10 protein-coding genes are annotated in these 12,957 nt (G+C 40.4%); 4 read left to right on the top strand and 6 right to left on the bottom strand.

Annotated features, from left to right (window positions below; all coding sequences use genetic code 11):
• Positions 1 to 139 precede the first annotated feature (139 nt).
• Together secA and mutT are read left to right on the top strand one after the other, a co-directional pair.
• Positions 140 to 2,848, top strand: a complete 2,709-nt coding sequence (secA, locus tag AAEY57_RS03200) for a preprotein translocase subunit SecA (protein ID WP_350314514.1) — start codon at positions 140 to 142, stop codon at positions 2,846 to 2,848.
• A 70-nt stretch (positions 2,849 to 2,918) separates the two neighbouring features.
• Complete coding sequence (mutT, locus tag AAEY57_RS03205) at positions 2,919 to 3,317, top strand: 8-oxo-dGTP diphosphatase MutT (protein ID WP_213609262.1); 399 nt, start codon at positions 2,919 to 2,921, stop codon at positions 3,315 to 3,317.
• Between the two features lie 374 nt (positions 3,318 to 3,691).
• Here mutT and AAEY57_RS03210 read toward each other — a convergent pair whose 3' ends face one another.
• The 3 genes from AAEY57_RS03210 to pmbA form a co-directional block, all read right to left on the bottom strand.
• Positions 3,692 to 5,764 carry a M13 family metallopeptidase gene (locus AAEY57_RS03210; RefSeq protein WP_350314513.1) on the bottom strand — a complete coding sequence of 691 codons (2,073 nt, stop codon included), beginning with the start codon at positions 5,762 to 5,764 and terminating at the stop codon, positions 3,692 to 3,694.
• A 239-nt stretch (positions 5,765 to 6,003) separates the two neighbouring features.
• Positions 6,004 to 6,483: a DciA family protein gene (locus AAEY57_RS03215; RefSeq protein WP_350314512.1), complete on the bottom strand. Its 480-nt coding sequence runs from the start codon at positions 6,481 to 6,483 to the stop codon at positions 6,004 to 6,006.
• Between the two features lie 109 nt (positions 6,484 to 6,592).
• Positions 6,593 to 7,942 carry a metalloprotease PmbA gene (gene pmbA, locus AAEY57_RS03220; RefSeq protein ID WP_350314511.1) on the bottom strand — a complete coding sequence of 450 codons (1,350 nt, stop codon included), beginning with the start codon at positions 7,940 to 7,942 and terminating at the stop codon, positions 6,593 to 6,595.
• 145 nt (positions 7,943 to 8,087) lie between these two features.
• On the opposite strand from pmbA, the gene yjgA reads away from it, so the two are divergent.
• Both yjgA and hemN read left to right on the top strand, forming a co-directional pair.
• Complete coding sequence (yjgA, locus tag AAEY57_RS03225; RefSeq protein ID WP_013463882.1) at positions 8,088 to 8,612, top strand: ribosome biogenesis factor YjgA; 525 nt, start codon at positions 8,088 to 8,090, stop codon at positions 8,610 to 8,612.
• Positions 8,613 to 8,728: 116 nt separating this feature from the next.
• Positions 8,729 to 10,102: an oxygen-independent coproporphyrinogen III oxidase gene (hemN, locus tag AAEY57_RS03230; protein ID WP_350606290.1), complete on the top strand. Its 1,374-nt coding sequence runs from the start codon at positions 8,729 to 8,731 to the stop codon at positions 10,100 to 10,102.
• A 274-nt stretch (positions 10,103 to 10,376) separates the two neighbouring features.
• On the opposite strand, the gene AAEY57_RS03235 is transcribed toward hemN, so the two are convergent.
• The 3 genes from AAEY57_RS03235 to AAEY57_RS03245 form a co-directional block, all read right to left on the bottom strand.
• On the bottom strand, positions 10,377 to 10,892 hold the full coding sequence (locus AAEY57_RS03235; RefSeq protein ID WP_350314510.1) for a DUF2489 domain-containing protein: 516 nt from the start codon (positions 10,890 to 10,892) through the stop codon (positions 10,377 to 10,379).
• Between the two features lie 12 nt (positions 10,893 to 10,904).
• A complete protein-coding gene (gene yihI / locus AAEY57_RS03240) occupies positions 10,905 to 11,489 on the bottom strand; it encodes a Der GTPase-activating protein YihI (protein WP_350314509.1) in 585 nt (194 codons plus the stop codon).
• Positions 11,490 to 12,220: 731 nt separating this feature from the next.
• On the bottom strand, positions 12,221 to 12,853 hold the full coding sequence (locus AAEY57_RS03245; RefSeq protein ID WP_013463877.1) for a c-type cytochrome: 633 nt from the start codon (positions 12,851 to 12,853) through the stop codon (positions 12,221 to 12,223).
• Positions 12,854 to 12,957: the final 104 nt, after the last annotated feature.

Below are 12,957 nucleotides of genomic sequence, written 5' to 3' on the forward strand. Positions count from 1 at the left end.
TGCTTTTTAAGCAGCTTAATACAAAATTGCTAATTAATGTGTCCTAAAGGTTAATTTAAAGAATACATTAATTATCAATTGTAAAAAATGGGTTAGCCGATGCACGGCTAGCAAAAAAACACATTGTAACGGTTTTATCATGATATCTAATTTATTTACCAAGATTTTTGGTAGTCGCAATGACCGCACTATTAAAAACCTAAGAAAGACGGTCGCACTGATCAATGCACTTGAAACGCAGCTAGAAGCGCTTTCAGATGAAGATTTAAAAGCTAAAACAGCCGAGTTTAGAGAGCGTTACGATAACGGACAAAGCTTAGGCGATATTCTACCAGAAGCATTTGCAGTGGTACGTGAAGCATCAAAACGTGTAAACGGTATGCGTCATTTCGACGTGCAGTTATTAGGTGGTATGGTTTTACACCAAGGTCGTATCGCAGAAATGCGTACCGGTGAAGGTAAAACACTCACAGCGACACTGCCGGCTTATTTAAATGGTTTAACAGGTAAAGGTGTTCATGTCATTACCGTGAATGACTACTTGGCCAAACGTGATGCTGAAACCAATCGCCCATTATTTGAATTTTTAGGGTTAACCGTAGGCTGTAATGTTCCGGGCATGATGCCACAACAGAAAAAACAAGCTTATGCAGCTGACATCACTTACGGTACCAATAACGAATTTGGTTTTGATTACCTGCGTGACAACATGGCATTTAGTATTGATGAGCGCGTACAACGCCCATTATTTTATGCTGTAGTGGATGAAGTGGATTCAATCCTTATTGATGAAGCACGTACGCCACTGATTATTTCTGGTCCCGCTGAAGATAGCTCTGAGCTATACACTGAAATTAATACCATTGTTCCTCTACTTGAATTACAAGAAAAAGAAGACGAGGAAGGAATTGAAGGCGATGGCGATTTCACCATCGATGAAAAATCTAAGCAAGTTCATCTTACTGAGCGTGGGCAAATAAAAGTAGAAGAGTTACTTACCGAGCGCGGCCTAATTGAAGAAGGTGACTCACTGTATTCAGCAGCGAGCATCACGCTACTTAGCCACGTTTATGCAGCTCTTCGTGCGCATAAGCTTTACCAAAAAGATGTTGACTACGTTATTAAAGAAAACGAAGTCATCATTATTGATGAGCACACAGGTCGTTCAATGGAAGGGCGTCGTTGGTCAGAAGGTTTACACCAAGCTGTAGAAGCAAAAGAAGGTGTGAAAATTCAAAACGAGAACCAAACATTAGCCTCTATTACCTTCCAAAATTACTTCCGCTTGTACGAAACGCTAGCAGGTATGACAGGCACAGCCGACACAGAAGCGTTTGAGTTTCAGTCTATCTACGGTTTAGACACTGTGGTTATGCCAACCAATAAACCAATGATCCGCGATGATCGCGCTGATTTAGTTTACTTAACGCAAGAAGAAAAATACGAAGCGATTTTAGCAGACATTAAAGACTGTCAAGAACGTGGTCAGCCGGTACTTGTAGGTACTATCTCAATTGAAAGCTCTGAGTACTTATCGCAGTTTTTACGCAAAGAAAAAATTAAGCACAATGTACTTAATGCTAAATTCCACGCACAAGAAGCAGACATTGTTTCTGATGCGGGCTTACCAGGTACAGTTACGATTGCCACTAACATGGCCGGTCGTGGTACCGATATCGTACTTGGTGGTAATTGGAACAGCGAAGTTGAAAAACTTGAGAACCCAACTGACGAACAAATTGCTGAAATAAAAGCAGCATGGAAGATTCGCCATGATGCGGTAATTGATGCTGGCGGCTTACACATTATTGGTACTGAGCGTCATGAATCACGTCGTATTGATAACCAATTACGTGGTCGTTCTGGCCGTCAAGGTGATGCCGGTTCAAGCCGTTTTTACCTATCTATGGACGATGCGTTAATGCGTATTTTTGCTGGTGAGCGCATGACTAATATGATGCGTAAACTAGGTATGCAACGCGGCGAAGCGATTGAACATCCATGGGTTAACCGCGCAATCGAAAACGCTCAGCGTAAAGTAGAAGCACGTAACTTTGATATGCGTAAACAGCTACTTGAGTACGATGATGTAGCAAACGATCAACGTCGTGTTGTTTATTCTCAACGTAACGAATTGCTTGAAGAAGGTGATATTTCAGAAACGATTACCGCTATCCGTGGTGATGTGCTCGCCGGTGTGATTGATCAATACATTGCTCCACAAAGCTTGGCTGAAATGTGGGATATACCAGGACTTGAAGAACGCTTAAAACAAGACTTCTTAATTGAGTTACCAATTACTCAGTGGTTAGCTGATGACAATAAACTGTATGAAGAAAAACTGCGTGAGCGTATTGAAGAAGCGGTTGAACAAGCTTACAAGCAAAAAGAAGAAATGGTTGGCGATTCTGTACTACGTCAGTTTGAAAAAGCCATTATGCTTCAAAGTCTTGACCAACATTGGAAAGACCATCTTGCTGCAATGGATCACTTACGCCAAGGTATTCACTTACGTGGTTATGCACAAAAGAATCCTAAGCAAGAATACAAACGTGAGTCGTTTGAATTGTTCTCTGAAATGCTAGAAAACTTAAAAGTCGATGTCGTCGGTATTTTAAGTAAAGTGCAAGTTCGCGCTGAAGAAGATGTTGAAAAAGTAGAAGAGCAACACCGTAAAAGTGAAAATGCCCCTCGCGAATATCAACATGAAGAAGCAGAGCATGTAGGTGGTGAAGCCCCACAAAGCGCTCAGGTTATGGCGCGTAGCGAGCCAAAAGTGGGTCGTAACGATCCATGTCCATGTGGTTCAGGTCAAAAATACAAACAATGTTGTGGTAAATTAAAATAACACCACTTTGTTAAGTTAGATAAAAAGCGACGCTTGCGTCGCTTTTTTTATGCTATTTAAGGGAGAGATAATGACTAAAGTAATCATCAATGTTGCTGTGGGTGTAATTAAAAAAAACAACAATGTGTTTATTTGTAAACGTGCAGATGAACAGCACCAAGGCGGCTTATGGGAATTTCCAGGCGGAAAAGTTGAAGCCGGGGAAAGTGTTTTTCAAGCACTGAAGCGCGAATTATTTGAAGAAGTAGGACTGACTATTCATAGCTCAAGCGAACTTGTCACTATAGAGCACGACTATGGCGATAAATGCGTACGACTTAATGTACACGTGGTCAGTAACTTTAATGGTCAAGCTCATGGCGCAGAAGGGCAACCAAGCGAATGGGTAAGTATAGACGAACTAGATAACTATGATTTTCCTGCAGCCAATGTCGAGATTATCAGCGCCATAAAAGCGAAATATAGCTAGGGTCTGTTGACCTTTCAAGATTAAATTTGCAGCAGTCTGTTTGGTATTTAGGCAAGGCAGAGCCTATGTGGTGTGGTTATTCCCCATAAATAGGCGATAACGCAGCATCAATACTAAACAGGCGCTGCCCTTTGGGTTCTGCCTAGGGGCGATTTACTCTTTGTTGCTCGGTTTTTACTTAGCCCACTAGGTTACAAACCTCGCGCCGCGATTAAACCGCCCCTAGTTTGAACAAATTTTAATCCGCAAAGGTCAACAGACCCTAGTTTTATCATCAGGTATAAAAGTAACTAAAAAGCCAGTGAGCATCATGCTCACTGGCTTTTTATTTTGCGATTAGTGGGGCTAACCGCTCAAGCTAATTTCAGCTTAAATTACCAAATTTTTACGCGATCTTCAGGCTTGATATACATTTTATCGCCCTCTTTAACATCAAACGCTTGGTAAAATTCCGGCATGTTCGACAAAATACCAATCACGCGATAATGACTCGGTGAATGTGAATCGGTCATTAAACGATTGCGCAATGCTTCATCACGGTATTTACGACGCCAAATTTGCGACCAGCCCATAAAGAAGCGTTGGTCGCCCGTATAGCCTTCAATAATGGGCGCTTTAGAATCACCCAGCGATAATTGATACGCTTTATAAGCGACGGTTAAGCCGCCTAAATCACCAATGTTTTCACCCAGTGTCAGCTCACCATTAACGCTGGCATCTTCAAACGGTTTATATTGATTATACTGCGCAACTAAGGCAGCACTTCGCTCTTCAAACTGCTTAAGGTCTGACTCGCTCCACCAATTACGTAAATTGCCATCACCGTCGTATTTTGCACCTTGGTCATCAAAGCCATGGCCTAACTCATGGCCAATAACCGCACCAATAGCACCATAGTTAACCGCATCATCTGCTTCTAAATTAAAGAAAGGAGGCTGCAGAATCGCCGCAGGGAATACTATTTCGTTATTCACTGGGTTGTAGTAAGCATTCACTGTTTGTGGCGTCATATGCCACTCAGAGCGATCAGCTGGCTTACCTAATTTAGCAACCATATCTGCATAAGCCCACTCACTGTAGCGAATATAGTTACCTACTAGTTCATCAGGATTAATTACTAAATCTGAATAATCTTTCCATTTATCTGGGTAACCAATTTTAGGCGTAAACTTATCCAGCTTTTCTTGCGCCGCAACTTTTGTTTCAGGGCTCATCCACTCAAGGTTTTCAATTGCCACTGAATAGCCTTTAATCACGTTATCAACTAATTCTTCCATGCGCGCTTTCGCTTCTGGCGGGAAGTTTTCTTTAACGTAGACTTTACCTAAAATTTCACCCAGTACACTGTTTGATGCATCAACGGCTTGCTTCCAAAGTGGCGCTTGCTCTTCAACACCGCGTAACGTGGTGCTGTAAAAATTAAATTTTAAATCCACTAAATCTTTATTTAGCAACTGCGCGTAATTACTAACGAAATGGAATTTTAAGTAGTTTTGCCAAACCGTTAAGTCTGTATTTTTGAAAATGTCTGCAAATTTTTCAAAGTAACTCGGTTGGCTCACAATCAGTTCTTCGGCATCAACACCAACTGCTTCAAAGTAAGCACTTAAATCAAATTCACCCATTAGCTCGTTAGCGGCAGCAACACTCATTTTATTATAAGATTTTGTTGCATCACGACTTTGTACTCGGCTCCACTGTGCATCAGCAAGTGTCGTTTCAAGTGCTAATATCGCTTTGGCTGCATCAGCGGCATTTTTAACGCCAGCTTTAGCTAAAATATCGGTGATATAGGTTTGATAAGCCGCGCGAATTTTTGTGAATTTTTCATCATCTTTTAAATAATAATCACGGTCAGGTAAACCAAGTCCCGCTTGATAGGCATAAAGCGCATTTTCACTTGAGTTTTTAGCGTCATTATTAACATACCAGCCAAAAGGAAGATCTCCGCCTTTAACTTGTAGCTGTGCCATCAGTGTGACCAACGCGGCTTTATCTTTCACTGTATCAATGCTTTTAATAGCCGGCTCAAGTGGTAACATCCCTAACTCTTCACGAGCATTTTCAGCCATGTAGCTAGTATAAAATGCGCCGATCTTATATTCATCCGAACCTGGCTTTGCGCTGCTATTGGTACTGGCATTTTCTAGTACTGTTTTCATTGCTTTTTGCGATTCATCATATAACTGTGAGAACGACCCATAGTTTGATTTATCGCCAGGGATTTCAGTTTTTTCTAACCATTTACCATTTACGTGAAAGTAAAAATCATCCTGTGCACGAACACTGTTATCGATATTTTGTAAATCAACACCTAAGGCACGAGGGGTTGCCACCGGTGCGGTTACTGTTGTTGCTTCTGCTTGCATTTCTTGTGGCTTTTCGCCGCAACCAACCAAACCTAACGCCAATGCAATACTGGCGGCAGTCATTGTTATTTGTTTCATAAGAATTCCGTATACTAATTAGAATAAATACGCATTTCATTAAGATTTGATAACTCAAAAAAACAACAATAGGATGCAGTCTATTATCTGCTTAATGAAATACGCATCAGCTACAACCTAATTTAGGAAGTACTAACTAAGCATCATAAACCTGATTTAAATAACAATAAAATCGAATATGTAACAAAGTATTTTAAAGCCAGTAAAACAAACCGAGGAAGGAGCTAAATGGTATTTAACTAAGGTTTATTTTTACCATGTAAAGCTAAGCGCTGAAGCTTTTCTTTTAATGACGGTGGAGCAGAATCAGCGATAGCATTTAAATAATCAGCCGTTTGTTCACTCATTTTAAGGGAGTTCGTTGGTTTGCCATCAGCCGCTTTAGGTCGGGTGCTTAATCGTTGAGTTGCCTGTGGATTGGCGGTAATTTTTATTTGCCCAAGCTCAGCCATACCTGCAGCTCTAAAATGCGATTGCATGTCCATTTTTAAATAATTAAGCCTAAGGGCAATAGGTGCAGAAACGGCTTCTATCATTAAGGTGCCGTCACGGTAATTACTTACTCGGCACTTTTCACCTAACTTAGGGCCTAAGAAATCGCGCAACAATTGTTGCTGTGTATCCAGTGCTTGGCTTTTTCCCGCATAGGCTGCTAAGCGGTTGTTCAGCCCAGCCATAATATCGGTTAACGGTTTTGGCGCATATCTATCTTTAGCCATATCACACCTTAAAAACATCAAAAGAAGGCTTGCTTAAATTAAACTTAATTTAAGCAAGCAAAGTGGGTTTATGCCAATTCACTGAAATAAATATTATTGCGAATGGGTATTAAGCACCTGCTACTTGCATTTGTTCAATCAGTACTGAACCAGTCTGAATCCCGCCGCGACGTTCTATATCGCCACCTATAGCGGAAATACCTTTGAACATATCTTTTAAATTACCAGCAATCGTAATTTCGCTTACTGGGTATTGTATTTCCCCATTTTCAATCCAAAAACCAGCCGCACCGCGAGAGTAGTCACCAGTTACGGTATTCACTCCCTGCCCCATCAATTCTGTAACTAATAAGCCCGTACCCATGGTTTTTAATAATGTAGTTAAATCTTGATGCGTTTGCTCTACTAACCAATTATGAATACCGCCAGCGTGTCCTGTTGGGGTCATATTCATTTTACGTGCCGCATAGCTTGCTAATAAATACGTTTGTAACTCGCCACCGTGAATTATTTCTCTGTCGAGAGTTTTAACGCCTTCGCTATCAAATGGCGATGATGCTAAGCCTTTAAGTAAGTGCGGACGCTCTGAAATATTAACGGTTTTGCTAAATACCTGCGTGCCTAAGCTATCAAGTAAAAAGCTGGATTTACGATACAGTGCGCCACCACCAATTGCTGATACCAAATGGCCAAACAATGAATTAGCAATATCAGCTCTAAAAATAACCGGCACTTTCATGGTGCCTAGTTTTTGGCTGTTTAGTTTTGCTAGGGTTTCTGCCGCGGCTTCAAGTCCAACACTTGCAGCATCTTTTAACCCCGCTTGATCGCGAGAAATCGTGTAGGCTGAGTCGCGCTGCATATGCTCGCCCTCTTTACCTATCACCATAGTGCTAATGCTGTGGCGAGTACGTGGAAAGCCTGCAATTAAACCATGGCTGTTACCATATACTCGCAAACCTTGATGCGATGAAAAGCTCGCGCCATCTGAATTCACAATTCGCTCATCGGCGTTTAATGCGGCTTGCTCTGCTGCATGACATAAATCAATCCCTTGCTCTGGGCTTACATCCCAAGGATGAAACAAGTCTAAATCTCTAGGGGCAAACTCAAGCAGTCCTTTATCAGCAATGCCATTACATGGATCGTCTGAAGTGAATTTAGCAATATCGATGGCTTTTTCGACCACAGCACGTAATGTTTTAGGATTTAAATCAGCCGTTGATGCCGAGCCTTTGTTATTGCCAACATACACGCTAATACCTAAACCACCGTCTTGATTAAACTCAATGGTTTCTACCTCCCCCATGCGCGTACTTACCGACAACCCAGAAGTGCTTGACATAGCAGCTTCTGCAGCGGTAGCACCTAGTTTTTTAGCATGCTCAAGTACTTCTGATACAGCGTCTTTTACTTGAGAGATTTGCGAATAAATTGGATCTTGGTGTTGGCTTTTCATAAATTCTGTCCTGAGCCCTGAAGGCCATATTGCACACATTTTTTATATTTAAATGCTAACACACTCACTGCACCACATCAGCTAATATTAATCACTAAAAGAATCGCGTATAATAGATGAAGTTATTTTTATTTAAGAGCACCCCATGGCGAAGAAAAAAGGCAAGCCTGCTGAAATTGAAGAAGAAATTATATATGTATCAAAAAGTGAACTTAAGCGCGAAGCGCAAGAGTTTCATCAGTTAGGATCTGAAATTGCCAAAATGGGTAAAAAGCAGCGTGAACGCCTGCCGCTCAATGATGACTTAAAAGAAGCAATGGTGGTTGCTGATAAAATAAGTAATAAAAGTGATGCCTACCGCCGACATTTAAATTACATCGCAAAAACCCTTCGTACGGTAGAAAATATTGAAGAAATTAAAGCGATCATTGATGTCATGCTTAATAAAAATAACCAAGCTGAGGTTATGATCAAAAAAATTGAGCAACTGCGCAGTGATTTAATTGAACAAGGCGATGACTTAATCAACGAAACAATTGAACAATATCCAGCTCTTGAGCGCCAAAAGATGCGCCAAATGGTGCGTAATGCTGCCAAAGAAGTAAAAGCTGAAAAACCAGCGAGAAGCTACAAAGAGTTATTTCAGTACTTAAAAGACGCCATAATGTAACGCAGCCGCGTTATATATTAAAAAGGTGCTGCGGCACCTTTTTTTGTTGTAGATCAAAACCTCCTCCCCTTTGCTTTTTTACAATACGCAGCAACTTAAAAGATAAGGTGCGCGTGATGATTAAACTTCCTCAATGGGATCAAACTTTAATAAACAAATACAATGTATCGGGCCCGCGTTATACGTCTTACCCGACCGCACTTTCGTTAGCTGATGGTTATCAGCAACAAGATTTGATTAGCGCTATTGAATCATCGCAAACCCGTTCGTTGTCTTTATATATTCATATTCCTTTTTGTAGTCAGCTTTGTTATTACTGTGGCTGTAATAAAGTCATTACTCGCCACCAATCTAAAGCCGATACCTACCTAGACTTTTTAGCTAAAGAAATTGCAGCACAAGCGCCGCTGTTTCAAGATTATCGGGTTGAGCAATTACATTTGGGGGGCGGCACACCAACTTTTTTAACCGCAGCGCAAATGACGCGCTTAGTAAAGCTGCTAGAGCAACACTTTAACTTTAGCGATACCTGCGAGCGCGGTATCGAAATCGACCCTCGCTCACTGGCTGACAATATGCTGGTTGATTTAAGCGAGTTGGGGTTTAATCGTGTGTCATTTGGTATTCAAGATTTTAATGATCAGGTTCAGCTGGCTGTTAATCGCCCTCAGCATGTTGATGAGGTAAAGCAATTAATTACCCAAGCAAAACAGTTGGGCTTTAAATCAATTAATGCTGATATGATTTATGGCCTGCCACTACAAACACCTGAGAGCTTTACGCAAACGATTGAGCAACTTATTGCCTTAAACCCTGACCGCGTTTCAGTATTTAACTACGCTCATTTACCAGAACGTTTTGCCGCCCAACGTAAAATTAAAGACGCCGATTTACCCAGTGCGCATAATAAGCTCACCATGTTTAAAAATACCCTAGAGCAAATGACGCAGGCGGGCTATCAATTTATAGGTATGGATCACTTTGCAAAAGTTGATAATGAGCTAGCCATTGCACAAAATACGGGTCAGCTGCATCGTAATTTTCAAGGCTACACCACTCATGGCGAGTGCGACTTATTGGGCTTAGGTGTTTCGTCTATTTCACAAATAGGCACGGCCATATTACAAAATAAAAAAGAGTTAAAACATTATTATCAAGCAGTTGATGAGCAAGCAGGCAGTGCCATTAATAAAGGCATGCATTTAACCCAAGATGATATTATTCGCGCCGATGCGATTAAGCAGCTTATTTGCCAGTTTGAGCTTGATATGAGCGTATTCGCTAACAGACATAAAATCAGCTTTAATGACTACTTTCAAGATGCTTTAGAGGCACTCGCACCATTAATTGCCGATGAAATGGTAACAATAGAAAACAACCTAATTAGCGTAACACCAAAAGGGAATTTATTTATTCGTATTATTTGTATGTGCTTTGATACGCATTTACAAAAACAGATAAATGCCACCCGCTTCTCACGCGTTATATAATTTAACCTGAACTCTGGATAATAAATCTATCTCAAGCAGCTATTTTCAGCGCTAACTGCGTTGAATTTACTTGCAATAGGCTAGCTATTGACGCGTAATTTCGCCTTGTTTTCACTGGAAATCTCTGGCTAGAGAAAAATAAACATAAATATCATTTTTTGATTCAATACGTTAGTAAATCTCTTAACCAGAGTTCAGGTTAATTTAAAACTAGCACGCATAAAAAAAGCAGACCAAGGTCTGCTTTTTTTATATATGCCGTAAAATCTAAGCGCTAGTTAAAAACCACGTTTTCGCTGCCTTGGGCTGCTTTAAACTCAACAATAATTTTTTTACAGTCAGCTTCTATTTCATCACTCAGTGATTCTTCTGCGCGCCAGCGCGCCGTGTCTTGCTTAAAAATTTCTTTTTTAGCGTACTTTTTGCGCGAATCATGGGTTGGCATTTCTTTTACCACGTCGTACATTTTATAAATACCCGGGTATGCACTCGTTAGGTCGCGCTCAGTATCAAAACTATATTGCGACATAAGCACCCAAATACGTAAGCACCCCTCAGAATAATCACATTGCTTTTCATTCATAGCACGTGCAATTAAATGAATACTATCGGCTAACTTCGCATTACGCTTTAAACGCGACTGTTTTAGCTTTTGCTGTTGCTCTGCCTGTTGTTTGCTAATTAGCTTTTTTTGCACATTTAGCTTATAGAGCAACTGACCCGCATAAAATGCCAAGCCCGCTATAATAGCAGCACCTACAACTAAGGCTAAGATCACTGCTGTACTCATTGCGTGTCCTTATTACTTATCTTCGTCGTCATCTAGCCATTCATTCGCTAGATCGTTTGATAGGTATTGATCAAAGTCTGAATTACTGTCTTCATCGCTGAAGTCATCTTCAAACTCTTCTTCATCTTCAATGCCTAATAATTTACAAAGCACTTGGTGACGCGCTATGCGGCTATTAAAGTATTTTGCATCTTTACCCGTTAGCATTTCACCTTGCTCATGACGCTCAACTAATTTAAGTAAGCGCTCATCATTTTCAAGGGCTTCTAACTCTTGTTCAGGCGTTAATTCTGGTTCAACAGCCTTTTTAAGCTCTGCTACAGGTTTAAGGTTACGTTTCATTTCGATTTTTGGTTCAGCAGCAGGTGCAACTAATGGCACTGCTTTTTTACTACCAACGCGTTTATCTTTAGCAGCCGAACCTGCTTTTTGAGTGTCATTACTCAATGCATCCGGTGCATTACGTGAACCAGGTTTAGCGCCCTTAGTTTTTTTAACACGTTGCTCTTTCAATGCGCGCATTTCTTTAAGCTTATCTTGACTTAAACGAACGGGACCATTTGATGGCATTTTACGTGACTTTTTCTTTCTACTCATATTTTGATCGTCTCACTTAAGAGGTTTTGAGCGAGGCGCAACTCAATGGGCATCGCGGTGCAGGCCTAGCCAGGAGAATTCAGTTTGGGCGTTTTGCGCGCCAAAGCACAGTTAAGGTGCTTTTTTTTAACGGGGGGTATTGTAACAGGACAAATAAAAAGGCGGTAGAGAAAACATCTCTACCGCCTACTAATCTGAGCGCCATTATATGGACACTTCTCCCTTCGACTTTTTAGTCTTTATTGTTTTTATTATTATTTTCTATCCGTATTTTTATTATTTATCTTCCGTGTAGCATTCCATTTTGTTTTTATTATTAAACTTCCATGAGTATTTTATTATTTTCGGTCTTCCTAACACTTTTTTGATATTTCCTTTGGTAGCACACTCTATGTGCTATTCAGTCGTGCCGCGCTACTATCCTTATAACGTTTTCCTATTTGTTATTGTTTTTGCGACAGGGGTTAATTTACTCGTTAATAATTTTGTTACAACTAATTTATATCTTTTTTCTTGTACTACATATGACAAAAAACACTAAAAGCATAAATTACAATAAGTTACATTAAAAAACAAAAATAAAATGAGATTTTTCTTACACTAAAGTATGGTCAATGTCTTACAAGAGAAGGAGCTTTATCGGTCACGGCAGGCACAAAAAAAGCAGCTAAAGCTGCCTTTTTCACTAATTAACATTATATTATGTTAACAACATCTAAATAAATACGACTTTAGTGTAGACCACCAAGGTATTTAGAGAGTGTTTCAATGTCTTTATCTGTTAGTTTCTTTGCAATGTCCTGCATAACACCATTTAGGTCGTTATTACGAACACCATCTCTGAACTGTTCAAGTTGTGATTTGATGTATTCTGGATGTTGGAAAGAAATCTTTGGAAATTTAGCAAGTGAAGAGCCATTACCACGTGGACCATGACAAGCCGCACATGATGGGATACCCCGCTCAGCATCACCTGCTTTATATAACATTGCGCCTGTTTCTTGAACATCTTTCGGTGTAGCACCTTCAGACATGTTCAAAGAAGCAAAGTAAGCAGCCAAGTCTTTCATATCTTGATCACTTAATGGCATTGCCATACCGCTCATTACTGGATTCATACGACCTTCTTTACCGCCCGAAGTCATACCTAATTTAAATTCAGTAAGTTGCTTGTATATGTAATCTGCGTGTTGGCCTGCAATTTTTGGGTAGATGTTAACCGGCGCATTACCGTCTGGGCCGTGACAAGCCGCACACGTTGCTGATTTTTCTTTACCTGCGTTTACATCGCCATCAAATGCTGTTGCGTTGCTTGCTGACAACGCACCAAGCAATATAGTTAAAGATAGTGCTATTTTTTTCATGGTGAATTCTCTGTTTCCGACCCTGTATCATCTACAATATGGATGTTGTGATTTTTATATTCTACACGATATTAAATTCTCTGGCACGTTTTCTACACACATTA

This window comes from Pseudoalteromonas sp. MER144-MNA-CIBAN-0113 (genome assembly GCF_040308965.1).
Taxonomy (GTDB): Bacteria; Pseudomonadota; Gammaproteobacteria; order Enterobacterales; family Alteromonadaceae; genus Pseudoalteromonas; species Pseudoalteromonas tetraodonis.